The sequence below is a fragment of the Trueperella abortisuis genome (assembly GCF_030811095.1).
GTDB classification, from domain to species: Bacteria; Actinomycetota; Actinomycetes; order Actinomycetales; family Actinomycetaceae; genus Trueperella; species Trueperella abortisuis.
Genome location: NZ_JAUSQL010000001.1, coordinates 2,110,319 through 2,135,684 on the forward strand (window position 1 = coordinate 2,110,319; position 25,366 = coordinate 2,135,684).

A 25,366-nucleotide genomic window follows, 5' to 3' on the forward strand; every position below is an offset into this window, starting at 1 on the left:
TCTAGTTCTGGTGCCAGGGGCCGTGGAAGAGGCCCTCCTTGCCAAGCATCTCGAAGCCGTGGGCGCCGAAGTAGTCGCGTTGGGCTTGGATGAGGGCGGTGGGCAGGCGCCGCGAGCGCGCCGAGTCCAGGTAGGCGAGGGTGGCAGGCAGATTGAGGATCGGCGCCTGGGCGAGGGCTGCGGCGCTTACCACCTTGCGCAGGGAGGGCAGGTATTCCTCCACGCGCGCGGAGTGCTTGGTGAGGATGTCCATGGGGTCGCCGGACTCGACCAAGCGTGCGAACTCGTCGAGCATCGCGCATCGGATGATGCAGCCGGCGCGCCAGCCCCGGCACACTGCTGAGAGGTCAACGTTCCAGTCGTAGGCCGCCGACGCCGCCCGGATCACCTCGAGGCCTTGGGCGTAGGCGACAAGCTTGGCCAGCCACATCGCCCGGCGAAGGTCCTCGGCGTCGAGGTCGACGGCGAGGGCGGAGGCGCCGCCCGGGCGGGGAGCGTCGCCCACCGCGCCGGCGGCGTAGCTAGCAGCGCTGGCCGCGGCACCACCCGCGGCACCCTCCGCGGCCCAGGCCCCGCGCAGGCGCGAGGTCGAGGCGAAGCGCGCGAACAGAGCTCCGGACAGCAGGCTGGCGTCCACGCCCAGCTCGACGGCGGCCACCGTCGACCACGCGCCGGTGCCCTTGTGGGAGGCCCGGTCGCTGATCTGCTCGATGAAGTTCCCGCCGGTGCGCAGGATCGCGGCACTGATCTCGAGCAGGTAGGAGGACAGCTCGCCGCCGGCCCAGCCGTCGAGGACGTCAGCTACGGCGTCGTTATCAAGCCCAAGGACGTGGCGCAGGAGGTGGTAGACCTCCGCGATGACCTGCATCTCCGCGTATTCGATGCCGTTGTGTAGTGTCTTGGTGAGGTGGCCGGCGCCGTCGGGGCCGACGTGGACGGCGCAGCTTGTCCCATCGCCGGCCCGTGCGGCGATCGCTTCGAAGACGGGCCGCAGTACCGCGTATGATTCATCCGTTCCGCCCACCATGAGGGCCGGACCGGTGAGTGCCCCCTCCTCGCCGCCCGAGGTTCCGCACCCGACGAAGTGGATCCCCCGCTGGCGCATGAGGACCTCGCGTCGACGGGTGTCACGGAAGTGGGAGTTGCCCATGTCCACCACGACGTCGCCGGAATCCAGGTGCTCCGACAGCTCGGCCAGCACGGAGTCGACGGCGGGGCCCGCGGTGACCATGAGCAGGATCTTCCGCGGGCGGCGCAGGTTGGCCACGAATTCGGCGGCGCCCACGGCCGGCACGAAGCGACCCTCGCCGCCGTGAGCCGCCATGAATCGGTCGGTGTAGGCGGGGTCAATGTTGGTCACCGCCGTGGTGAAGTGGCCTGCGAGGTTGCGCGCCAGCGCCGCGCCCATCACGCCCAGCCCGTACACGCCCACGTCTGCCGTCGCGTGCGCGTCGTCGTTGCCGGCGCCCCGCGCGTTGAGGATGTGCTTGATTTTGGCCTGGACGTCGTTGGCGATCTCGGTGGGTGTGCCCGCGATGTCCACGACAGCGCCGAGCTCGTCGGGCTGGAGCGGCTCAAGGGTGGCGTACTGGGAGTCGAGGAGGGAGGCGGGCATGAAGTGGCCGGTGCGCGCGGCGAGGCGGGAGGCGAGCAGGTCGCGGTCGCCGTCGAGGTGCATGAAGAGGACGCGGGCGCCTCCCCTGCGGAGCACGTCGCGGTAGCTCTTCTTCAGCGCGGAGCACGTGACGATGGTCGATCTTCCCTCGTTTTCCTTCTCTGTCATCCAGGCGCGGATGGTTTCGAGCCAGGGCCAGCGGTCCTCGTCGGTGAGTGGGATGCCCGAGTGCATCTTGTCCACATTCGCCTGCGGGTGGAATTCGTCAGCCTCGGCGACGTCCCATCCCCAGCGATCTTGGAGGATGCCGGCCACGGTGGTCTTGCCACAGCCGGCCACTCCCATGATGACAACGTGAATTGTTTCAGCCATTTTCGTAATCCCCAGCTTCGTTGCTCGTACGATGAATCACGCCGCCGCAGTGGTAAACTTGACGCCGTATACTTATCAAAATACCTCAAAGGTAATACTATTCGCAAGCTAAGAGACTACTTGCATATGGTGTTGAACGGAAACGGACGACGCAGATGACCAACTCACGATTCGAAGACATCCTCCAGGTCCTCGGGCCGCGCATCGCCAACGGCGAACTCGCCCCCGGCGAGGCCATCACGCTCGCGGACATCGAAGAGGAATTCACCTGCTCACGCACCGTCGCCCGCGAGGTCCAGCGCAGCCTCGAGGAGTGCGGCTTCGTCGTCCCCCAACGACGCCGCGGCCTCATCATCCAGGGCCTCGAGAACTGGGACGTGCTCAACCCGCGCGTCATCCGGTGGCGCCTGAGCGGCCCGCACAGCGACCGCCAGATACGCTCCCTCATCGACCTTCGCGAGGCCATCGAACCGATGGCCGCCGAACTCGCCGCCCAGTTCGCCTCCCGCGACCAGCGCGACAAGCTCATCGCCCTCAGCGCCGAGCTCACCCGCCTCGGATCGGTGGCCACCACCGACGAGTTCATGGACGCCGACGTCCGCTTCCACACCCTCATCCTCGCCGCCTCGGGCAACGAGATATTCGTCGCCCTCGCCTCCACCATCGAGGCCGTGCTCAAGTGGCGCGCCGAGAACATGCTCATGCCGCCGCGCCCCGAGCCCCGCGCACTGCGCGACCACGAGGCGATCGCCCGCGCCATCTACGCCGGCGACACGACGACGGCACGCGAGGCCATGCGCGACATCGTCGCCGAGGTTCGCACCGCCTTCGACTCCCGCACGCCCAACGTGCTCCGCTTCGACTAGAACGACGCCGCCGGGGCCTTTCGTTAGGCCCCGGGGGCCATGTTTTCTTTGGTTAGGCGCCGAGGGCCTGCGCCGCAGCCGCCCGCACCCCGCCCCGCACGATCAGGTCCAGCAGTTCACCCACACGGGCGGTAAACTCCTCGCGCTCGGCCAGTTCCTGCGGGAACAAGCCCGAGGTCATCACGGCCCGCGCGTGTTCGGCCGGGCTGGTCGCCCCCGCCGTGGCTGCCGCCAGGAAGTCCCGCTTCGGCTCGACCATCGCCTCCGCTATCGGCCCGGGCACGAAGCCCCGCGGCGGGCACACGCACGCGATCCAGGCCGCCACCAGCAGCGCCATCTGCTGCGGCATCTTACCTTGCCGCAGCAGGCGCAGCGCCGGCACGGGCACGCGTTGCAGGATCTTCGCCGAACCGTCCGAGCCCACCCGCGCCACGAGGTCGCCGAGTGCGAAGTTGGTCCAGCGCACGAAGAGTTGGTCCACGTAGGCACCCGCGTCGAAGCCGGAGGGCAGGTCAATCGAGGGCAGGAATTCCTCCTCGATCGCGCGCCGCACGCACGCCTCCACGAAGTCTTGGGTGCGCGATGCGGGGATCGTCTCGCGCCCGTCAAGCGCCCCGAGGTAGGAGATAAGGGAGTGTGAACCGTTGAGCAGGCGCAGCTTGACCTGCTCATACTTCTCCACCTCGTCCGAGAAGATGACGCCCTTGGCGTGCTCCCAGGCCGGGCGGCCCGCGGCGAACTTGTCCTCGATCACCCACATGGTGAAGGCCTCCGCCGGCACCGGAACCTCGTCCCAATAGCCGGCTAGCTCGGCCACGTGCTCGCGAGTGGCGTCGGTGGTGGCGGGCACGATCCGGTCCACCATGGCGTTGGGGAACGTCACCGACTCCCCGAGCCACGCGAGCATGGGCGCGTCGGCGCCCGCGCGGGTAAGAAACTCGACCACGAGCGCGTGGGTGAGCGTGCCCGCGCTTTGCATGTTGTCGCAGGACAGGATCGTGATCGGGGCCCCGCCCTGCGCGTAGCGGCGCTCGAGGCCGCGCGCGACGAGCCCGATCGTCGTCGTGGGCGCCGACGGATTCGCGATGTCGGCGAGCGTCTCGGCGTCGGTGAGGTCGAGCCCGACGCGCTCGGGGTCCTTGCGGTAACCGTTTTCGGAGACGGTGAGGGTGACGATCTTGTGTGCGGGGTCGGCGATGGCGGCGACGACGGCGGCCGGGTCCTGCGCCGCCACGAGCGTGCGCCGGTGCACGTCCACCACCCCGACCTGCTCGCCGTCCGGCGTCAGCTGCAGGACGGAGTAGAGGAAGTCCTGTTCGGACAGGGCGTTTGCGACGCGCGGCGAATGCGAGGCGACGCCAACGATACCCCACGGGCCCGGTTCGACGGCGAGGGCTTGCGCGGTTGCCACGGCGGCGTGTGCGCGATGAAACTGGGCGAGCCCAATGTGAACGATCCCGGTTTGTTCTGGGGCGGGCGCCCCGATCCGCAGATCGCGATGGCCTGCGAGCGTGGCGCGGGAAAGGCGCGGAAGATGACGTGAATTGGGGGACTGAGAAGTAGCGCTTCGTGACATTCGTTCCACCTTTGCAAAGAAATCACTTTGTTTTGCGGCTTACAAGTTGTATGATACCAGATAATTCGTAGTATCATATGAATATTGGTTCGGAAGTTCGGGCGACGACGCCCACACTTCTACCTCAACGCCGAGAGAACCAAGGATTGGAACATCATGGAAAACTGGGAACAGACTCTGTCAGCAGGTCCGCTCCTCGGCATCGCCGCAGCGGGTATTCTGCTCATCCTCGTCCTCATTATCAAATTCAGGCTACACGCCTTCGTTACCCTCGTCCTCGTGTCGGTGCTGACCGCCATCGCCACCGGAATCCCCACCGATTCCCTCTACAACGTCGTCATGAGCGGCTTTAGATCCACGCTCGGCGACGTCGGCATCCTCGTCGGCTTCGGCGCCATGCTCGGCAAACTCATCGAGCACTCCGGCGGCGCCCAAGCCCTAGCGGACTCAATGATCCACAAATTCGGAGAGAAGCGCGCCCCGCTTGCCCTCGGCGTCGCCTCCCTCCTGCTCGGCTTCCCGATGTTCTTCGACGCCGGCCTCGTGGTCATGCTGCCGATCGTGTTCGCCGTTGCCGCTCGCCTCGGCGGGCCGATCCTCCTCTACGCCTTCCCGACCGCGGCCGCGTTCTCGGTGATGCATGTGTTCGTGCCGCCGCACCCCGGACCCGTCGCCGCCTCCACCTTCTTCAACACGAACCTCGGACTCTTGGTGATCGTCGGCGTCGTCGTGGCGATCCCCACCTTCTACGTCACCGGCTACCTCTGGGGTAAGTACGTCAGCCGCAAGTACAACTTCACGGAAGTGGTCGGCTCCGTGTTCGGCCGCGACGGCCACGACGTGAAGAACCCGCCCAAGACCTCCACCGTGGTCGCGATCCTGCTCCTGCCGATGCTCCTCATCTTCCTCAACACCGGCGTCGACTTCGCCACCAAGGCCGGCATGATCACCGGCACCGAGGCGTGGGCGCAGGCGTTCACGTTCGTCGGAAAGTCCGGCATCGCGCTCCTCATCTCCGTGCTCGTCGCCCTGCCGGTGCTCGGCTCCACCCGCGGCATCCACGGCACCGCCCTCGAAAAGCTCGTGGACTCCTCGCTCGCGCCGATCGCCTCGGTCGTGTTCATCACCGGCGCCGGCGGCATGTACGGCGGGGTGCTACGCGCCTCCGGCATCGGCGACGCCGTGGCCTCCCAGATGGAGAGCCTGGGCATCCCGATCATCCTGGCCGTCTACCTCGTGGCGCTCATGCTGCGCCTGGCACAGGGGTCGACCACGGTCGCCCTGACCACCGCCGCGGGCCTCATGGCTCCCGCCGTGCTCGCCGGGAACTACTCCTCCATGCAGATCGTGGCCATCACGTTGGCGTGTGCCGCGGGCTCCGTGTTCGCCAGCCACGTCAACGACTCCGGCTTCTGGCTGGTCGGCCGCCTCCTCGGCATGGACGTCAAGACCACGCTCAAGACGTGGACCGCCCAGCAGGCACTCGAGTCCGTCATGGTCTTCGCCCTGACCCTACCCATCTTCTTCCTCTTCTAAGTTCAGCCCAAGGAGCACATCATGAAGGCAGTACGCATTCACGGCAAGGACGACCTCCGCATCGAGGAAGTCCCCACACCGCAGGCCGGCGACGGCCAGATCCTCATCCGGGTCTCACACGCCGGGATCTGCGGCTCCGACCTGCACTATTACTTCCAGGGAGCCAACGGCGCGTTCGTCGTGCGCGAGCCGCTCATCCCCGGCCACGAGCTGTCCGGCGTCGTCGCCCACGATCCCTCCGGCACGTACGCCGAAGGGCAGAAGGTGACCGTCCACCCGGCGCGCTTCGGCACGCCCTCCCAGAAGTACGGCCGCCACCTGTGGCCGAACGGCAGCTACCTCGGCTCGGCCTCGACCTGGCCTCACACGCAGGGTGGCATGAGCGAGTACCTGCTCGTGGAGGACTTCATGGTTGTCCCCGTGCCGGACGACATGGAGCTGACCACCGCCGCGCTCGCCGAGCCGTTCGCCGTCGGTCTCCACGCGATCAACGTCGGCGGAGGCGTCGAGGGGCGCAAGGTTCTCGTCAGTGGCGCCGGGCCGATCGGGCTGCTCGCCGCGGCTGGAGCCAAGGCCAAGGGGGCCGCCGAGGTCTGGGTTTGCGACGTCCTCGATGGCCCGCTCGCCCGCGCGAAGGCGCTCGGGGTGGATCGGGTGGTGCGCACCGACGTCGAGCACCTGCCTGACTTCTACTTCGACACCGTGCTCGAGTGCAGCGGCGTTCCCGCCGCCATCAACACCGCCTTCGAGGCCATCGAGCGCGGGGGAATCGCGGTGCAGGTGGGCATGCTCCCCGCCGGCCCGCAGCCCATCGCGCTTGCCACCATCATCTCCAAGGAGGTCCAGCTCCGGCCGACCTTCCGCTTCGACGACGAGATCACCGACGCCGTGGCCCTGCTCGCCGCGCGCCCCGAGATCGCCGACGTCGTGGTCACCCACACCTTCCCAGCCGACGACGCCGCGGCCGCCTTTGCGATCGCCAAGAACTCGCAGGAGTCGGGGAAGGTGCTCGTCGCCCTTTCATAGCGGGCGTTAGCGTGCGGGGCCTGGGCGATGAGCCTGGGCCCCGTCGCCTACCGCCAAGATGAGCGGCTCGGAGCGATCCGCACCAGCTAGGGGCGCTGGCCGCCCGCCCCACACCAGCTATCCACCGCCCCAGAATCGGCTAATTTGCGCCGGTTCAGGGGCGGTTTAGCCTGCCCTAAACCACCCCTGATGAGATTTAAACCGGGTTTGACCTGACGTTTCCTAGCCACGGTTTTTTGGGTCGGTGCACAGTGGTTTCACCGCGCCACAACGATGTGGCGAACACGTCCGCAACGATGCGGACGCAACCATCACCGAAAGGAACCCATCATGCCAGTGTCAATTTCCGGCCGGAACTTCCTCAAGCTCCTCGACTTCACGCCCGACGAGATCCGTTATCTCCTACGCCTGTCGAAGCAGTTTAAGGCGATGAAGCTGGCGGGAACCCCTCACAAATACCTCGAGGGCAAGAACATCGTCCTCCTCTTTGAAAAAACCTCCACTCGCACGCGATGCGCCTTCGAGGTAGCCGGCTACGATCTGGGTATGGGCGTGACTTACCTCGACCCCGGCTCGTCGCAGATGGGCAAGAAGGAGTCGATTGAGGACACGGCGCGCGTGCTCGGGCGCATGTACGACGGCATCGAGTACCGCGGATTCGCCCAGGATATCGTTGAAGAAATCGGCGCAAAAGCCGGAGTTCCTGTGTGGAACGGCCTGACAACCGAGTTCCACCCCACGCAGATGCTGGCCGACATGCTCACGGTCGAAGAAAACTTCCCCGATGGGCTGACGGGAAAGAAACTCGTGTTCATGGGCGACGCGCAAAACAACGTCGCCAATTCGCTCATGGTGGTGTGTGCCAAGCTCGGCCTCCACTTCGTGGCGTGCGGTCCTAAGGAGCAGATGCCCGCCGAAGACCTCGTGGCCACCTGCCGTGAGATTGCGAAGGAGACACAGGCGCAGATCACCCTGACGGACGATCCGGAGGAGGCCGTCGAGGGCGCGCACGTGATCTACACCGACATCTGGGTCTCCATGGGCGAGCCGGCGGAGCTGTGGGAGAAGCGCATCAAGCTGCTCGAGCGCTACCGCGTGACCACGGAGCTCATGAACAAGGCACGAGAGGACGCGATCTTCATGCACTGCCTGCCCTCCTTCCACGACGTCAACACGACTATCGGCGCCGACATCGCCAAACAGTTCGGGGTGACCGAGATGGAGGTCGCGGATGAGGTCTTCGAATCCTCGCGCTCGCGCGTCTTTGACGAGGCCGAGAACCGCATGCACACCATCAAGGCCGTCATGTACGCCACGCTTTCCTGAGGCGGCCATCCATGACAGAGAATATCGTTGTTGCGCTCGGCGGTAACGCGCTGGGCAAGAGCCCCAAGGAACAGCTCGACCTGATCGCCGCCACGGCATCCCCAATCGCTGATCTGGTGGAGCTGGGCAACCAGGTCACCGTCACCCACGGCAACGGACCACAGGTAGGCATGATCAAGGTCGCCACTGACGTGGCGGCCAAGTCCTCCACGACGCCGTCGATCCCATTCGCCGAATGCGGCGCCATGTCGCAGGGTTACATCGGCTACCACCTCCAACAGGCGATCGGCGAACAGCTTCGCTCGCGCGGTATCGACAAGCCGTGCGTGTCGGTCGTGACGCAGGTAGTTGTCGACGAGGACGATCCGGCGTTCTCCACGCCCACCAAGCCCGTCGGCGCGTTCTACACGAAGGAGGAGGCCGAGGCGCTCCACGCGGAAACCGGCAACACCTACGTCGAGGACGCCGGGCGAGGTTGGCGATGGGTGGTCGCATCGCCAAAGCCGGTCTCGATCGTTGAGGCTCCCGTGATCTCATCGCTCGTCGACGACGGCGCCGTCGTCGTCGCAGCTGGCGGCGGAGGCATCCCCATCGTCGAGGAAAACGGGCACTACCACGGCGTCGCGTCCGTGATCGACAAGGATCGCACCGCCGCGCTCCTCGCCGGGCAACTCGGGGCGGACACCCTACTCATCCTCACCGCGGTCGAGCAGGCCTACGCCGGTTTCAATACGCCCCATCAGGAAGCCATCTCTCACATGACGACGAGCGAGGCTCGAGAGCGCATCGACGCCGGCGAGTTTGCACCCGGTTCGATGCTTCCGAAGATCGAGGCCTGCCTCGAATTCGTCGAGGACAATCCGGGCAAACGCGCGATCATCACGTCCCTTGAAAAAGCGGCCGACGGCCTCAAGGGCCTCACAGGCACGGTCATCCGGAGCGCATAATGAGCAACGTCAAACAAGACCAAGCGCCGCAGGTCGGCGCGCCAAAACGAAAGTTCAAACTGCGGGTTCCGAGCGCATTTACCGTGTTGTTCGTGTTGACGATCATCGCGGCCCTGGCCACCTGGGCCATTCCGGCCGGCCAGTACGCCAAACTGTCATACGACGCGGACAGCTCGAGCCTAGTGCTCACTCCCCCGAAGGGTGACCCTCAGTCGCTCCCGGCCGAGCAAAAATCACTGGAGGATCTAGGCGTTGACCTCGACATCACGCAGTTCACTTCCGGTGCGCTAAACAAGCCGATCTCCGTGCCAGGCTCCTACGAGCGCCTCGAGCAAAACCCCGCCGGATTCACCGACGTTCCAAGCGCGATGGTACGCGGAACCATCGAGGCCGTGGACGTCATGGTCTTCATCTTCGTCCTCGGCGGGCTGATCGGCGTCGTGCGAAAAACGGGAGCCTTCGAGTCCGGCCTCGTGGCACTGACGAAACGGACGAAAGGCCACGAGTTCGCGCTCATCTTCTTCGTCGCAGTGTTCATGTTGGCCGGCGGATCGCTGTGCGGGCTCGAGGAGGAAGCCGTCGCGTTCTACCCGATCCTTGTGCCGATTTTCCTCGCCCTCGGCTACGACTCGATCGTCTCAGTGGGCGCGATCTTCCTGGCGGGTTCGATGGGAACGACTTTCTCTACCGTCAACCCATTCTCCTCCGTCATTGCCTCCAACGCCGCCGGCATCCAATTCACCGAGGGCATTTGGTGGCGTTTCTCCGGCCTGATCGTTGGCGGCGTCGTCGTGGTCTTCTACCTCCACTGGTATTCGAAGAAGGTGAAGGATAATCCGGCCTTCTCCTACACGTGGGAGGATCACGCCGACTTCACCAAGCGGTGGGCGATGAATTCCTCCATGGATGACATCAAGGACTTCAACTGGGAAAAGAAGATCATCTTGGTGCTGTTCGTCTCCGCCTTCGTCATCATGGTCTGGGGCGTCATGGCTGCCGGATGGTGGTTCCCGCAAATGGCCGCCGCATTCCTGGTAATCGCCATCATCATCATGTTGATCGCCGCCTTGGGCAGGGAGAAACTGTCGGAGAGCGCCCTCGTTGACGCCTTCTCCGAGGGCGCTTCCTCACTCGTGGCCGTGTCGCTGATCATCGGCCTCGCCCGCGGCATCAACCTGGTAATGAACGAGGGCCTCATCTCGGACACCATCCTGAACTCGTTGACCACCATGGTGTCCGGCATGTCGGGTCCTCTCTTCATCATCATGCTCATGCTGGTGTTCTTCATCCTCGGCTTCGTGGTCCCGTCGTCGTCGGGCCTGGCGGTGCTCGCCATGCCGATCTTCGCTCCGCTCGCCGACGCCGTCGGCATGCCTCGCTGGATCATCGTCATGGCATACCAGTACGGCCAGTACGCGATGCTCTTCCTCGCCCCGACCGGCCTGGTCATGGCGACGCTGCAGATGCTGAACATGAAGTACTCACATTGGCTACGCTTCGTGTGGCCGATGGTGCTTTTCGTTCTCGGTTTCGGCGGCGTGCTCTGCGCGACGGCGGTCATCGTCTCCAGCTAGGCGATGGACGGGTTCTTCCCAAGCGTGCGGGCAGACGGTGTGTGCGAGCCGTCTGCCCGCGTCCGCCTGCATTGCCTGCCCGCATCCGCCGGGCACGATTGTCGCACGTGCATCCTAGCTTGGGGTGCATTCCTGCTGGTAGAATGTCTTGTCCTTGCTTTCCATCACAGTAGATGAGCCCCGGAATCAAGGGGGATATCGGGTTGATCGTTTTCTTCTACACCATGATCGTGTTCGTGTGTGCACTGTTCATTTCGGCGGTGTCATTCTCGGCTTTTGTCGTCACACGCCAGAAGATGTTTGCGCTCGCAACAGCCGCATTCTTCTGTTATTTCTTCGACGTGACCCTGGTGTTTCGTACCGCCTACGTCCACCCGCATAGCTCTGCGGCCAGCAGCCTCTACTCGATCACATCTCCCGTGGAGTCAGTGCTTTTGGGCGCGGGCGTGTTTGGCTGCCTGTGGGCAATGCAATGCAGGTTCTTGGAACGATCGATGTTGCCTGCAAAGATCGCGGTTGCGCTCTTTGTTCTCGGCTCCGCATTCGCCTACGTCGTCATAGACACCCCACGAGACCGGGAGTTCGTCTTCTTTACCATGCGTTCGCTCGCGATGCTCGCCATGGTTGCATTCGACGCCTGGGTTTTCGTACGTACTTCAGATCCAATGGAACGCAAGCGCCAGCTGACTCACATGCCGCTCGTGCTCTACATGTTTGTCGGGGCGCTGGGCACAATCATATGGAATCTCTACTTCTTGTACCTTCGGCCAGCACTCGAGGTGACGGGCGCGCCGCCCTTCATGCCCGAGCGCAACTTTGTTGAAAACGCGCTTGTCTTGGGGATCGGCTTCTGGTTTGTACGCGTCGCCGTTCGTCGTCTGCAGCTGTTTTACGAAAGCGCCCCGGCTGGGCCCACCCCCGCGCGGGAGAAGTTCCTCGACAACGAGGTCCATCTGTTCGCCACGCGCTTTTCCCTCTCCGAACGCGAGTCGCAGATCCTGACCGAGATCATGCGCGGCAAGAGCTACACCGCCATCGCCTCGCAGCTGTACATCTCGCCGTCGACCGTCAAGGTTCACGTGCACAACATTCTGCAAAAGACCTCCCACAAGGACCGGGACTCGCTCGTTCGTGACTTCTGGCACGGGGTGTAGTCGCGCTGGCCGCCCGACACCGGAACCAGCCGGACGGCCGGGCGGTCAGCCGGTCAGCCGGACGGCCAGGCTCGGCCACCGGACCAACGTGCCCGTCGCCCCGCGGGCGTGCACTTAAGGGCACAGATCCGCCAACCATTTCGCGGGTGAGCAGAGCGTCTTAGACTGGGGGTATTGCTAGACCCCGTCAAAGGAGCAGGTATGAAACTGGCATTTGGATGTGACCCCAACGCTTCCGAGCTGAAGCAGGTCCTTATGGCGAAGGCCACCGAACTCGGCCACGAGGTGACCGACCTCGGATCTGAGGATCCCATTTACGCCAACGTCGCCTTCGACGTCGCCACCGCCGTAGCGGCCGGTGACTACGACCGCGGCGTGCTTGTGTGCGGCACAGGCATCGGCGTGTCGATCGCGGCCAACAAGGTCGAGGGTGCCTACTGCGCGTGCATCCACGACGTCTACCAGGCAGAACGCGCCGTGCTATCGAACAACGCCAACCTCATCGCGATGGGTTCGCAGGTGATCGGCACCAAGCTGGCCGAGAAGCTACTCGAGGAATACCTCAAGTACACCTTCGACCCCAACAGCCGCTCGAAGGACAAGGTCAACCGGATCTGCGAGTTCGAGCGCGGCGAGTAGGAGCCACCAGCGCACCTGACGCCACCGATCACAGCTTGGGGCACTTACCATATCGCGGTAAGTGCCCCAAGTTTCTTTGCGGGCTGCAACGCTGGCGTGGCCGGTTTGCCCTCGTTGGCCCGCCTCATCGGCGGTTTACAGCTAGCAATCTTTCCCGCCAGTTCCCTCGCCCTTCTCCTTCTCTCTCGCCCAAATCACCAGGGCCACGCCCACGGCGAGCACGACGATCCCGTGGACGAGGAGACCACGCGTATCGATGAGGTCCAATATCGCCATCATCGCACCCCCACCAATCAGGATGGATCCTGCCTGTTTGAAAAAAGTAGCGGAACGCACTGCGATCACCCCTTAGTAAGACAAAACCCGCACACTAGAGCTCAGAACATGGCTTGTTAATCACCTTGTACCCAAACGGTGATGTCCACGCTCTCATCTTAATCTCAGCACACTGATTTCCCTTTGGCCCGGTCTTATCCGACAGGTACCAGCCCAAAGCTCCACCAGCCGCACCGCAAAGGGCCCCAGCCGCCGGCCCCCCACCAGCCAGTGTGCACAGGGCGCCCCCAGCCGCAGCCCAACCAACAGATGAGACAAAATTCCAATCGCGAGGAGTCAGGTAGATATAAAGATAGCGCCCGACCCCAACATGGAAAAGAGGTGCCACTGAACCAGAACCATCTTCGGTATCCGAGATAAGAAACAATGGATCAGGACCACTTTCCAATTCGATTAAACTAGGATCCAACCCTTCGGACAAAGACGTCTCCGAGACAAGGATCTCTCTTTCATCTGACGCATCTGCCGCTTGGGCCTGGGCAACGCCCCCCGCTAGAACCATCAGCATAGAGATAGAAATCGCAGTAATCGACCTTCTCATCAGCATATTGAGACCACCTTTCACATATAGCACCTTCGAGCCACTAAGTATGACCCGCACCACAACGGTATCATAAAGTGCGGCGTTTCACACCCGTTTGGGCGCCGCGCCCAGGTAGCCGCCCTAAGCCGCCCTACTCATCCCCGGGTACCACGGCGATCTTGACGCCCAGGCGGTCGTGGAGCGCCTGATAGGCCTCGGCCACCCGCGCGAGAGGGAACGTGTGGGTGACGATCTCGTCCACGTTGATCTTGCCCGCCTCGAGCAGCTTGATCGCACGCCTGACGTCCCGGCGCCGGGCATTCGACCCGCCGGTGACTGCCAGCTCCTTGTAGTGAATGAGGTTGGGCTCCATCTGCGAGCTCGATCCCTTAGGGAAACCCGCAAAGTAGCTGACCCGCCCGCCGTCGGCGGCGAGTTCGAGTGCGTCCTGAGCCAGCTCCTCGGCGCCGATGCACACGATGACGACGTCGGCACCCGCGCCGCCCGTCGCCTGCGCCACCCGCGCGGGCAGTTCGTCCGGCCCCACGCCGATCGCGCCGAGCCGGTCGGCCACCTTGCGTCGCTCCTCACCCCTGTTCGAGACGAACACGTGGCTCGCTCCGCTGGCGAGCGCGAGCTGGGCGTGAATGAGCCCGATGGGCCCGGCGCCAAGCACCGCAACAGTCTCCCCCGCGTTGACCTTGAACTGATCAAGCCCGTTGAGGCAGCACGAGATCGGTTCGGCCAGGCACAGGGCCCGCGGGTCGAGCTCGGCGTCGGTGAGAAAGAGGTTTCCGCGGCGCAACGCTCGCTCGGGCACGATCATGTACTCCTGCAGGCCGCCGTCAATGCCGTACCCGAACAGCTCGAGGTTCAGGCACAGGTGCTCGCGGTCGGCCAGGCAGTTGCGGCAGTATCCGCACGAGACGACGATCGACACCGTCGCCTGCCTGCCCACCTCGAGGCCGGGCATGATGTCGATCGCACCCTCCCCGATGGCGGCAACCCTGCCGGCAAGCTCGTGACCGGGCACGACGCCGGGGCGCACGCCCGTCGTCTTCGCACCGGTGTAGAGGCGGTAGTCGGTGCCGCACAGGGTGTTGGCTTCGATCTTGAGCAGGACTTCGCCTGGCCCGGGGGCGGGCCGATCCTTGGTGACGAGTTCGAGGTCGTGGGGTGCGTTCAGTTGTGCGGCGAGCATATTTCCTCCTTGTGCCGGTGGGGGCGGCGCTGCGCCCCCACCGGGCAAATCTTGTGAAAGGGACTACTTGATGACCTGCGGGACTACCTTCATCAGGATAGCGAAGGAGGTGGCGCCGGGATCCGGCGTTCCCACTGACTTCTCCCCGTGCGTGCGGGCGCGGCCCTTCGTCGCGGCGAAGCGCGCCGTCCCCGCGGCGGCGTCCTCGGCCACCTGCGCGGCCGACTCCCAGGCGTCCACGAGCGCACCACCGGGCGCGTCGAAGGCGGCCGCGAGCGCCTCGGCGAAGGGTTCGGAGGCGTCGACGATTGTCTTGTCTCCCACCTGCGCCCCTCCCATGGTGACGAAGGATCGCACCCCGTCGACGACGGCGGCAAGCAGGCCCGCCTCGTCCGTGGCGGCATCGTCGCTCAGGCCCGCGCCGACCTTGGCAAGCGCCCCGCCCCACAGGGCACCGGCGGTCCCGCCCGCGCCCTCGGACCAGGCGGCGCCCGCCCGCGCGAGCAGGGTGCGGGCCCCGGCCCCGGCGTCGACGGCCTCGCGCGCGGCTTTAGCAGCCGCGCTCGCGCCGAGCACCATGCCCTGCCCGTGGTCGCCGTCGCCTGCCACGGAGTCCATGCGCCCCAGCTCGTGCTCGACCTCGCGCGCCCGCTCCTCGAAGGCCGCCAGCACGCGGGCCACCACCCTGGCCTGCTCGGCCGACTCCGGGGCGCCCGCTTCGATCGCCGCCTGCTCTTCGTCGACGACGACGCGCCGCTCCCCGGCCCGCGCCGCGCCAACGCTACCGACCCGGTAGGCGGGGGTGTCGGCGGGTGCGAGCCAGAGCCGCTCGAGTTCGTCGTCGAGGAACATGAGGGACAGGGAGACGCCGGCCATGTCGAGCGAGGTGACCTGCTCGTCGACCACCGGCCCCACGATCGTCAGCCCGCGCTCCTCGAGCATCCGCTTCACGGCCCCGTAGAAGACGAACATCTCCTCGTACTTCGTGGCGCCCAGGCCGTTGACCAGCACGGCCACGCGCCCGGTGTAGGGGTGGTCGCCCTGCCCGCGCTCGGGTTCCTCCTCAAGCAGCTTGCCGATGATCATGGCCGCGATGTCGTCCGAGCTCATCATCTCGTGTTCGGAGATGCCGGGCTCGCCGTGGATGCCCAGGCCCAGGCCGAAGGTTCCGGGCTCGACCTCGAACAACGGCTCGCTGGCGCCGGGGAAGGTGCAGCCGGTGAACGCTACCCCGAGCGTGCGGGTGCGCGCGTTGGCGCGCGTCGCCACGGCCTCGACGGCGTCGATGTCCATGCCCTCGGCGGCCGCGGCGCCGGTGGTCTTGACCACGAGCAGGTCGCCGGCGATTCCGCGCCGGTCGAGGTGATTGTCGGCAGTGTTGGACGCGATGTCGTCGGAGATGGTGAAGATCCGCACGTCCCTGCCCTCGGCGCGCAACTGCTCGGCGGCGTTGCCGAAATGCAGCACGTCGCCGGCGTAGTTGCCGAACATGATGATGGTGCCCCCGCCGTTGTCGGCGGCGCGGCACACGGAGGTCGCCTGCGACGCCGAGGGTGAGGAGAAGATGTTGCCGCACACGGCGCCGTGCGCCATGCCCTGGCCGACCCAGCCGGCGAACGCGGGGTAGTGGCCCGAACCGCCGCCGACGACGATCGACACCTCACCCTTCGGGGATGCTCCCGTTCGCACGACGCCGCCGTGGACGGGCTGGACGTAGGTCGAGTACGCCGCGGCGAAGCCCGCGACGGCCTCCGCTGGGAACTTTTCCGGATCGTTGACGAGGAACGTCATTGTTCTGTCCTTTCCAAGACGTCTTGGGTAGTGCCCCGCCCGCTTACGGTTGCCCGAACAACTCGGCGAGCTTGGGATAGATCTTCTGCTGGACCTTCGCGATCTGCCCGTAGCGTTCGTGGGCGTCGAGGTCAGGTTCGGTGCGGTCGATGAAGCTGGTCATGGCCTCGGCGGCGGCGGCGACATCGGGGAATGCTCCGATGCCGACCATGGCCATGATGGCCGCGCCCTGGGCGCTGACCTCATTCACGCCGGAGACCACGATCGGCTTGCCGGTGGCGTCGGCGAAGATCTGACGCCACAGCGGGTTGCGCGAGCCGCCGCCGGTGGCGCGCAGCTCGCGGATGGTGCGCCCGGTGGATGCTTCCACCCGGCGGATGTTCTCGGCCAGCTCGATGGCGATTCCCTCCATGAGCGAGCGGTACAGGTGGGCACGGGTGTGGGCCGAGCCGAAGCCGACCATGATCCCGCGCGCGAACGGCTCCCAGTAGGGGGACTGCACGGCGTTCCAATACGGGACGGTAATCAGCCCCTCGGCGCCAAGCGGAACCTTCGCGGCAGCCGCGTCAAGCTCCGGGTCGATCCGCCCCTCAAGGGCCGGGTCACCAAGTTCCTTGCGGAACCAATTGAGCAGCACCGAGCCGGAGTTCTGCACGATCTCCAGCACGTACTGGCCCGGAATCCCGGCCAGCAGCGTGCGGTAGGACGGGTCGAAGGCGAAGGTGGGCGAGTGGATCCCGCACACCACCGACGTGCCAACGTTGACGTAGGCCGTGTCCTGGCAGATCGCGTTCGTGCCGAGCCCGGAGGCCTGCCCGTCCCCGACTCCGGCGACGAGCGCCGCCTCGCCCAGCCCCCATTCGGATGCCAGCTCCGCCCGAATTTTCCCGATCGTCTCGGTGGGCCTGGCGAGCTCGGCCATCTGATCCCGGCGCACGCCCGCGATCTGCAGCAACTGATCGGAGTAGTCCTGGGCTCTGATGTCCATGAGGTTGAGCGTATCCGCCGAACCCGTCGCCGACACCCACCGGCCCACGAGCTTCTTAGCGAGGTAGGCGTGCACGTCGACCACCTTCGCGGCGCGGGCGAGCACGTCAGGCTCGTTTTCCTTCAACCACGCCATCTTGTAGATGGCCGGCGTCGTGTCGGCGGGCTTGCCGGACAGCTCATGGATCTGAGGCGAGCCGTACTTCTTGATCTGCACGCCGGCGCGCGAGTCAAGCCAGAGGATCGCGGGGCGTAGCGCTTCGCCGTCCTCGTCCACGAGCGCGAAGGACTCGCGCTGGTGCGTGATGCAGATGGCACGCACCCGCGCCCTGTCCGTCGCGGACAGGCCCGACACGGCTTCGGTGATCGCCGCGTGCGTCGAGGACCACCACTGGCGCGGGTCGTGCTCGTAGCGGTCCATCCCCGGCGTGAGCAGTTCGATCGGCGCGTGCCCGGCGGCGAGCACCGCGCCCGCCGTATCCACCACCACGGCCTTCGATGCCGAGGTGGAGGAATCGACCGCGATCACAAGGTCACTCATCGCCACTCACCGTCACGACGCCGTCCGCGCCCGCAGCGCCGTCCGCGCCCGCAGCGCCAGCCGCCGCGTCGTCGTCTTGCCCGTAGACGTTCTGGTAGCGCTCGTAGAGCGTGTCGATGTGCTCCTGGGCGATCGGGCGCGGCGTGCCGAGCCCCTCGACGATGGCCACTGTCTTGGCCACCTCCTCCACCATGACCGCGGCCTTGACCGCCGCCGTGGCGTCCTTCCCCACCGTGAACGGGCCGTGGTTGCCCATCAGAACCGCCGGCGAACGCGAGTCGGCCAAGGTCGCCACGATGCCGCGGCCGATCGAGTCGTCGCCGATAATCGCGAACGGCCCCACCGGCACGTCCCCGCCGAACTCGTCGGCCATCATTGTGAGCACGCACGGGATCGGCCGGTGAACCGCGGCGAACGCACACGCGTAGGGCGAGTGCGTGTGGACGACGCCGCCGACCTCGGGCATGTGTCGGTAAACGTAGGCGTGGGCCGCCGTGTCCGACGACGGCGAGAGCGCATCCGCCGTCCCGTCCTCGATCTTCTTCCCGTCGAGCGTGCACACGACCATGTTCTCGGGGGTCAACTCGTCGTATCGCACGCCGGAGGGCTTGATGACGAACAGGTCCGCTCCCGCAACGCGCTGGGAGACGTTGCCCGCCGTCCACACCACCAGGCCGTTGGCCGGCAGCTCGGCGTGAAGGTCGCACACTTCACGCCGAGCTGCCGCCACGGCTTCCTGCACCTGGGTAGAAAGCTCAGATAGCTTCATCATCGCTCCTCAAACGCCCGGGCGCGGATGTCCTTCAGCCGATGCATGATGGGCCTCTCGCCCCGGCCGAAGTAATCGTGAAGCTCGCGGTAGATGCCGTAGAGCTCCTCGTACTTGTTCGACGCCTCCTCGTTGGGCACGTACTTGTGCTCGGTCACGTGGGACATGGCTTTCGCGGCGGCGTAGACGTCGGGGTACACGCCGGCTGCGACGGCCGCGAAGATAGCCGAGCCGAGCGCGCCCGTCTGCTCCGCGTCCGACACGGACACGGGCCGGCGCGTGATGTCGGCCAGCATCTGCATGAAGTGGTGATTCTTCAGCAAACCGCCGGCGGCCACGATCTCCGTGACCGGAACCTCGTGATCTTCAAAGTTGTCAATGATGACGCGGATGCCGAAGATCGTGGCCTCCATGAGCGCCCGGTAGATATCCTCCGGGCGGGTCTGGAGGGTGAGGCCGATGATCGAACCGGACAGGCGCGCGTCCGACAGGATGGAGCGGTTGCCGTTGAACCAGTCCAGCGCGATGAGGCCGTGCTCGCCGATCTCCATCTCGAACGCGCGGTGCATCATGTACTCCAGCACGGAGATGCCCTCGTCGCGGGCGGCCTGCTCGTAGCGTTCTGGCACCGCGTTGTCCTCGAACCAGGCGAAGACGTCGCCCACGGCGGTCTGCCCGCCCTCGATGCCCCACAGGCCGGGGACCGCGCCGCCGGGCACGTTGCCGAACACGCCCGGCACCGGCTTGTAGTCCTCGCTGTTAATGACGTAGCAACCCGAGGTCCCGATGATCGCCGTCATCTGCCCGGGCTTGACGGCATTCGCTCCCGCGACGACCACGTGGGCGTCGATGTTACCCGCCGCCACCGCGATCCCCTCAGGCAACCCGGTCAGCTTGGCGGCCTCGGCGGACAGCCCGCCAACCTTTTCGCCAAGCTGCTTGATCGGCGCGTTCATCTTCTCCTCAAACACCGAGCCGAATCCGGGGGCGAGTGCCTCGCAGAAGGCCCGGCTCGGGTAGTGCCCGTCCGTGAACATGCGCTTGTAGCCCGAATCGGAGGCCGCGAACGACAGCTCGCCGGTCAGCTTCCACGTCACCCAGTCCAGCAGGTTCACGACGACGTCCGCCGCCGCATACACCTGCGGCGCCTTCTCGTACGTCTCCAGGATCTTCGGGAAGAGCATCTCGGAGGACAGGATGCCGCCGTAGCGCTCCAGCCATTCCTCTCCACGCTCCTTGGCCAGCGCGATGATCCGATCGGCCTGGTCCTGCCCGCCGTGGTGCTTCCACAGTTTGACGTAGGCGTGCGGGTTATTCTTAAACTCTTCCTTCTCGCACAGCGGGGTGCCCTGCGCGTCCGTGACGAACACGGTCGCCGAGGTCGCGTCGATACCCACGCCAACGACGTCGTTCGCGTCGATCCCCGCGTCCGCGATTGCGCCCGGAATGGCATCTCGCAACACGTCGATGTAGTCCTGCGGATTTTGCAGTGCGAACTCCGGCGGCAGTTTCTGGCCGTCGCCGGCGTCCAGCGTGCGGTCCATGACCGCGTACTTATACGTGCTCACGGCCGTGCCAACCTGGACCCCGTCCGAGGCACGCACCACGATGGCGCGACCCGAGAGGGTTCCAAAGTCAACACCGACCAGATACTTTTCCGACATGTTTACGCTCCTTTGCGTCTCCTGCGTTTGCCTTGCGTCCGTCTGCGTTTATTCCGCATCCGGGTGCGGGTGGCGCCCCCAGAAGCCCTCGGGGGAGAAGAGCCGCTCCACGACGTCGTCGTAAATCCCCAGGTCCATGAGGATGTCCAGCACCGTGTAGCGCGGGCGGATCATCTGCGCCTTGTAGTGGGTCTCGCGGAAGCGATCCCAGTCGATCTTCAGCATCTCCGGATGGTAGGGCGCGCCGGCGGTCTTCAGCATGTCCCACGCCTGCTGCGCCGGGATGATCTGGGCCTCGCAACGGGCCTTGATCGTGGGCCACTTCTCCTTGAGCAGCGCGATGCGGGCGCGCAGCTCCTCCTCGGAGAGCAGCTTGCCCACCGAATGCTTGACGGCCTCCTCCGCGATCGTGGGGATGAGGGTGGCGCGCACGTTCGCCTCCACCTCCTCCGGGGTCTTGCGTGCGCTAAGGGCGCGCTCGACGTCGAAGTCCTCCTCCGTCAGCTTGAGGAACTCCTCCCAGATCGCAAGCGAGGCCACCGTGCCCACGCCCACCTTGTTGCCGTGGCTGAGCGGCGGCTCCCAATCCAGGCCGTGGCCCTCCATCTCCCACACGTGGGAGAACTGGTGGCCCGCGCCCGACGCCGGGCGGGAGGACTGGTGGGCCTGCATCGCCAGGCCGGACATGAGCTGGCCTTCGCCCAGCTTCGCGATCGCGTCGTGCTCGCAGTCGCGCACCGCCTGCGGGTCGCCCAGGGAATCCATGAGCGGGCCCTGAACCAGGCTCCACACGTAGTCGTCAATCGGCTCGATGCCAAGCTCGTCGGAGAGGATCCAGTCTGCGCCGGCGGGAATCTTCTCGATGAGGTCGCCATAGCCGGTGGCCGTCAGGCGGTAGGGGGCCTCCATCATCGTCTGGATGTCCATCACCAGGCCGGCCGGCGCGGGGCAGGAGCGGGTGATCTTAAAGCCGTCCTTCGAGATCGACGCGCCGAAGGAGCAGAAACCGTCCACCGAGGCCGCCGTACACACGTTGATGTACTCGCGCCCGAGCTCGCCCGAGGCCAGCTTCGCGATGTCGTTGAGGGTGCCCGAACCGATCGACATGACGATCGTGTTCTCGTAGGGACGGATCACCTCACGCAGCTTCGAGACGTTGACATAGTCGCCATACAGGGTCGGGGTGCCAGGGAAAATGTAGGGTTCGTCCGCGAACTCAACCCCGGCGTCGTGAAGCGAAGCCACCACGGTCTCGCCGACGGCGCCGAACGTGTTCTCGTCCGCCACCACCAACACCTTCTGGCCCGGGTAGAGGCGGGCGAACAGCGCGCCGGCCTCCTTGTTGACATCATCACCAAAGATGATGTCCTTCGTTTCGGTGGCAGTCTTCAGTGCCTTGTCAATGAGCTCAGACATTGTCTTTCCCTTCCTTTTTGGCAACAATGACGTTGGTAAGCGTTTGTAAATGTTTCAGTTCCTCATCGGTGACGGCGTCATCGATGATCATGTAGGCAAACTCCGACAGATCCGCGAGGCGGTGAAGCGCCACCCGGCTCAGCTTGGATGCTGTGACAGCGAGGATCGGCGCCTCGGTGCGGGCGAGGACCTCGCGTTTGAACAGGGCGGCGTCAATGAACGGGTGATAGATCGACCCATCCTTGATCGACGCCGCCCCTAGGATCGCCGTCTCGAAGGCGAGCTCGGCCATCTGCCGGTTCGTCGCCGGCCCGAAGAACGCGTCCAGGGTGCGCTCGTAGCGCCCGCCCAGAATCGTCAGCGACTGGTGATCGCCCGCACCAATCTTGCTCGCCGCCGGCAACGCGTTCGTGATGAAAGCCTTCGACTCGGGCACACCCACGTAGTCGAGGGAGAGGTATGCCGTGGACGAATCGTCGACAAAGATCGACGAGTAGCGCGAGGCCACCCGCGCCGCCTCCCGCGCCACGGCCTCCTTGGCCTGCGCTTCCTGATGAAGCCGGAAGACGAACGGCGTCTCCGAAATAGAGGACACCAGCAGGGAGATCGTGCCGCGGTGGCGCGCGATCATCTGGCGCGACTCGAGGGCCGCGAGGTCCCGGTAGAGCGTCATGACGGAGACGCCGAAGCTCTCGGCGAGGTCATCGACGCGCAGCGAGCCGTGGTCGATAATCAGCTCGACAATGCGAGCCTGCCTCTCCTCCTGCGACGCCTTCGCCATGATCGCCCCCGGCCTCAGCGCTGTCCCGCCACGTAGTCAACCACGGAGTGGATGTGATCCTGGTTGACCGCGTACTGCTCGACGTACTTGTCCGCGAAGAACTTGTACTCCTCGTGGCGATTCATGTTCGGTTCGACGCGCTCGCGCTCGTGAACCATGTGGTCCGCGGCGTCCTGCACCGAGTCGTACAGGCCCGCGCCGGCGGCGGCGAGGATGCACGAGCCGAGGGTGACGGCGTCGCCAACCTCCGTCAGCGTGATCGGCACGCCGGTGACGTCCGCGTGCATCTGGGTCCACTCGCGCGACTTGGTCGCACCGCCACAGGCGATGAACTCCTGAACCTCGAAACCGACGTCGCGAAGCTTGCGCAAGGATGCCTCGACGCCGTAGCACACCGCCTCCTGGATGGCCCGGTAGACGTGCTCGCGGGTGTGGGACAGCGACAGGCCGGTGAAGACGCCGCGCGCCTTCGCGTCCGACCACGGGGTGCGGTTGCCCTGGAAGTACTCGTTGATGATGAGGCCGTCGCAGCCGATCGGGATGTCCTTCGAGCGGGTGTTCATCACGTCGTAGGCGCCGATGCCGATCTCGGTGGCCGCCTTCTCAATGTCCTGGCAGAACTGGTCCTTGAACCACTTGAGCACCGATCCCGACGACGTCAGCGACATCTCCACCGTGTACTGTCCAGGCACGACGCCGTCCGTGTAACCGCCGAAGAAGCCCGGACCGGACAGCGGCTCCGTGGTCTGACCGGACATGACGTGGGAGGATCCCGTCACCAGCGACATCTTGCCCGGCTGGAGGGCGTTCAGCCCGATCTGGCCGTGCCAGGCGTCTCCGCCGCCCTGCGCCACCGGGGTGCCCGGGATGAGGCCGAGGGCTTCCGCCGCGCGCTTCGTCAGGCCGCCGATCGGGACGCCGAGATCCACCACCCGCTCCGGGAGCTTGTCGAAGACGTCGCCCGCGCCCGCCTGCTCGTACAGGTCCACCGGCCAGCCTCCGTTATCGCGATCGTAGTAGGCGCGGTGGGCTGCGGTATTGATGTTCTGGGTCCACTGCTCGGTGAGCTGGTAGGTCAGCCAGTCCGGGGCGTCAAGCAGCTTATATGCCCGCTTGTAGACGTCGGGCTCGTTCTCGCGCAGCCAGGCCGCCTTGAACGGGTACCACTCAGCCGTGGGAGGCAGGGTGCCGCCGCCCGTGTAGCGGGTGGCCGGGGAGGTCGAATCCGCCACGCGCGCCGCCTGCTCCGTAGCGCGCACGTCCATCCACATGATCGCGTTGCGGAGGGCCTCGCCGTTCTTATCCATCGGCACCACTGTCATCGTGGTGGCGTCATAGGAGATTCCGGCGATCTCGGGCGGCTCGATGCCGGCTCGGGCCATCACCCGGTGCGTGGAGGCAACCAGCGCCTGCCACCAATCCGCCGGGCTCTGCTCCGCCCAGCCGGGGCGCGGGTGGGTGGTGGTGTAGGGGGTGGCCGCGAAGGCAATCGGCGAGCCGACGGTGTCAAAGATACCGACTCGACACGACTCCGTCCCGAAATCGATGCCCATGAGGTAGGGCCCCAGGGTGTAGCGGTTGACTGCTGCTGTAGACATCTTCTCTTCCTTGCGTTTGTTAAAGTGGGTGCGCCGCTTCGGCGCATGCTATCTGTTGCGCGGGCTCGCCCGCGGGAGTGGGCCGGTTGCGACGTGCCCGGCGCCGGCGTCGTTGCCCGGCGCCGGCGGCGTCGTTAATCCTCGTCCGTGTCAGACCACCCCCACTGGGCGCGAATGTCATCGGGGATGAGGTGATCGATGCGATCCAGGACGAACGTGGGCTGATGGGCCGGATCGAGGGCCTCGGCCTCCTCGGCCGTGCTGTCCCCCGTCAGGAGCAACGCGGAGGCCATCCCCGTGTTGATCGCCATCCCGATGTCGGTGTGGAGGCGGTCGCCCACCATCAGGCAGTTCGCGGGGTCCACGTCCAAATCCCCGAGCGCCGCCTCGAGCATCGCCGGCTCCGGCTTGCCCATGTTTGCCCGGAGCTTCGTTCCCGTACAGGCCTCGATGGCCGCCACGATGGAGGCCGCGTCCGGCTCGCCGCGCCCGCCCGGGAACGGGCAGTAGCGATCCGGGTTCGTGGTGATGAGGAAGGCCCGCTTGTGGAACCAGATCGCATCGAAGGCGATCTGCAGCTTGCGGTACTCAAACGTGCGATCGTAGGAGGCAATCACAATGTCGATCTCCTCCGGGTTCTCGCTCATCTTGATGCCGGCCTCGCGGAGCGCCTTCTTCAGTGGCTCCTCGGAAATGGGGAAGACCGTCGCATCCGGATAGTGCGCCTTGAGCCAGCGGGTGGTGGTCACCACCGTGTTCGCGATCTCGCTCAGCGGTGCCGGAATCCCCAGCCGGCCCAGCTTCTCCACGTAGTCCTGGGGGTCCTTCGTGGGGTTGTTTGACAGGAAGCGCACCGGCTTGCCCAGCTCGCGTAAGCCCTCAATGAGTCGCTTCGCGCCCGGGAGCAGGTGGTCGCCGAGGTAGATGGTGCCGTCCTGGTCGAAGACGTAGGCGTCGTAGAGCTTGGTCGGAGAAGAGTATTCCATGTTATTCCCTATCTCTGGGTGGTCGGGGGTGGCTCCGGCGGCGAGGCCGGTGTGGCGGGCACGGTGCCCGAGTACGGGGCCGGGCGGAGGTCCGCGGTCGGATCCGAGTGCGCGGCCAGTCGGAGGTCCGCGGTCGGATCCG

General features: G+C 65.7%; 21 protein-coding genes. 8 read left to right on the plus strand and 13 right to left on the minus strand.

Annotated features, from left to right (window positions below; all coding sequences use genetic code 11):
- Position 1 precedes the first annotated feature (1 nt).
- A complete protein-coding gene (gndA, locus tag J2S45_RS09515; protein ID WP_307635238.1) occupies positions 2-1,987 on the minus strand; it encodes an NADP-dependent phosphogluconate dehydrogenase in 1,986 nt (661 codons plus the stop codon).
- Between the two features lie 155 nt (positions 1,988-2,142).
- Between gndA and J2S45_RS09520 the strand changes: the two genes are divergently transcribed.
- Positions 2,143-2,853 carry a FadR/GntR family transcriptional regulator gene (locus tag J2S45_RS09520; protein ID WP_307635239.1) on the plus strand — a complete coding sequence of 237 codons (711 nt, stop codon included), beginning with the start codon at positions 2,143-2,145 and terminating at the stop codon, positions 2,851-2,853.
- A gap of 52 nt (positions 2,854-2,905) precedes the next feature.
- On the opposite strand, the gene J2S45_RS09525 is transcribed toward J2S45_RS09520, so the two are convergent.
- On the minus strand, positions 2,906-4,429 hold the full coding sequence (locus tag J2S45_RS09525; RefSeq protein ID WP_307635240.1) for a mannitol dehydrogenase family protein: 1,524 nt from the start codon (positions 4,427-4,429) through the stop codon (positions 2,906-2,908).
- Positions 4,430-4,513: 84 nt separating this feature from the next.
- Between J2S45_RS09525 and J2S45_RS09530 the strand changes: the two genes are divergently transcribed.
- From J2S45_RS09530 to J2S45_RS09560, 7 genes are all read left to right on the plus strand, one after another.
- Entirely contained in the window at positions 4,514-5,965 is a 1,452-nt protein-coding gene (locus J2S45_RS09530; protein ID WP_307635241.1) for a GntP family permease, read from the plus strand.
- A 21-nt stretch (positions 5,966-5,986) separates the two neighbouring features.
- Positions 5,987-6,991 carry a zinc-binding dehydrogenase gene (locus J2S45_RS09535; RefSeq protein ID WP_307635242.1) on the plus strand — a complete coding sequence of 335 codons (1,005 nt, stop codon included), beginning with the start codon at positions 5,987-5,989 and terminating at the stop codon, positions 6,989-6,991.
- A 330-nt stretch (positions 6,992-7,321) separates the two neighbouring features.
- Entirely contained in the window at positions 7,322-8,317 is a 996-nt protein-coding gene (gene argF / locus J2S45_RS09540; protein WP_296929729.1) for an ornithine carbamoyltransferase, read from the plus strand.
- Positions 8,318-8,328: 11 nt separating this feature from the next.
- Positions 8,329-9,264: a carbamate kinase gene (gene arcC / locus J2S45_RS09545; protein WP_307635243.1), complete on the plus strand. Its 936-nt coding sequence runs from the start codon at positions 8,329-8,331 to the stop codon at positions 9,262-9,264.
- Positions 9,264-10,838 carry a YfcC family protein gene (locus J2S45_RS09550; RefSeq protein ID WP_307635244.1) on the plus strand — a complete coding sequence of 525 codons (1,575 nt, stop codon included), beginning with the start codon at positions 9,264-9,266 and terminating at the stop codon, positions 10,836-10,838. Before arcC ends, J2S45_RS09550 begins: the two co-directional genes overlap by 1 nt.
- Positions 10,839-11,011: 173 nt before the next feature.
- Positions 11,012-11,992: a helix-turn-helix domain-containing protein gene (locus J2S45_RS09555; protein WP_307635245.1), complete on the plus strand. Its 981-nt coding sequence runs from the start codon at positions 11,012-11,014 to the stop codon at positions 11,990-11,992.
- 201 nt (positions 11,993-12,193) lie between these two features.
- Entirely contained in the window at positions 12,194-12,631 is a 438-nt protein-coding gene (locus J2S45_RS09560) for an RpiB/LacA/LacB family sugar-phosphate isomerase (protein ID WP_307635246.1), read from the plus strand.
- A gap of 141 nt (positions 12,632-12,772) precedes the next feature.
- Here J2S45_RS09560 and J2S45_RS09565 read toward each other — a convergent pair whose 3' ends face one another.
- The 11 genes from J2S45_RS09565 to J2S45_RS09615 form a co-directional block, all read right to left on the minus strand.
- A complete protein-coding gene (locus J2S45_RS09565) occupies positions 12,773-12,910 on the minus strand; it encodes a hypothetical protein (protein WP_307635247.1) in 138 nt (45 codons plus the stop codon).
- Positions 12,911-13,001: 91 nt separating this feature from the next.
- On the minus strand, positions 13,002-13,532 hold the full coding sequence (locus tag J2S45_RS09570; RefSeq protein WP_307635248.1) for a hypothetical protein: 531 nt from the start codon (positions 13,530-13,532) through the stop codon (positions 13,002-13,004).
- A 109-nt stretch (positions 13,533-13,641) separates the two neighbouring features.
- The gene (locus J2S45_RS09575; RefSeq protein WP_307635249.1) at positions 13,642-14,691 is read right to left on the minus strand and encodes an alcohol dehydrogenase catalytic domain-containing protein; all 1,050 of its coding nucleotides are present in this window, start codon (positions 14,689-14,691) and stop codon (positions 13,642-13,644) included.
- Between the two features lie 63 nt (positions 14,692-14,754).
- Positions 14,755-16,482 (minus strand): dihydroxyacetone kinase family protein, encoded by a 1,728-nt coding sequence (locus tag J2S45_RS09580; RefSeq protein WP_307635250.1) that lies wholly within the window; start codon positions 16,480-16,482, stop codon positions 14,755-14,757.
- A 43-nt stretch (positions 16,483-16,525) separates the two neighbouring features.
- Positions 16,526-18,010, minus strand: coding sequence for a xylulokinase (locus J2S45_RS09585; RefSeq protein ID WP_307635251.1), 1,485 nt, complete (start codon positions 18,008-18,010; stop codon positions 16,526-16,528).
- Positions 18,003-18,779, minus strand: coding sequence for an L-ribulose-5-phosphate 4-epimerase (locus tag J2S45_RS09590; RefSeq protein WP_296929552.1), 777 nt, complete (start codon positions 18,777-18,779; stop codon positions 18,003-18,005). Before J2S45_RS09590 ends, J2S45_RS09585 begins: the two co-directional genes overlap by 8 nt.
- Positions 18,779-20,443 carry a ribulokinase gene (locus tag J2S45_RS09595; protein WP_307635252.1) on the minus strand — a complete coding sequence of 555 codons (1,665 nt, stop codon included), beginning with the start codon at positions 20,441-20,443 and terminating at the stop codon, positions 18,779-18,781. Before J2S45_RS09595 ends, J2S45_RS09590 begins: the two co-directional genes overlap by 1 nt.
- A 48-nt stretch (positions 20,444-20,491) precedes the next feature.
- Complete coding sequence (locus J2S45_RS09600; RefSeq protein ID WP_307635253.1) at positions 20,492-21,859, minus strand: sn-glycerol-1-phosphate dehydrogenase; 1,368 nt, start codon at positions 21,857-21,859, stop codon at positions 20,492-20,494.
- On the minus strand, positions 21,852-22,640 hold the full coding sequence (locus tag J2S45_RS09605) for a DeoR/GlpR family DNA-binding transcription regulator (protein WP_307635254.1): 789 nt from the start codon (positions 22,638-22,640) through the stop codon (positions 21,852-21,854). The genes J2S45_RS09600 and J2S45_RS09605 overlap by 8 nt, the downstream gene beginning before the upstream one ends.
- A 14-nt stretch (positions 22,641-22,654) precedes the next feature.
- A complete protein-coding gene (locus tag J2S45_RS09610) occupies positions 22,655-24,238 on the minus strand; it encodes an FGGY-family carbohydrate kinase (RefSeq protein WP_307635255.1) in 1,584 nt (527 codons plus the stop codon).
- A 134-nt stretch (positions 24,239-24,372) separates the two neighbouring features.
- On the minus strand, positions 24,373-25,224 hold the full coding sequence (locus J2S45_RS09615) for an HAD-IIA family hydrolase (protein WP_307635256.1): 852 nt from the start codon (positions 25,222-25,224) through the stop codon (positions 24,373-24,375).
- Between the last annotated feature and the right edge of the window lie 142 nt (positions 25,225-25,366).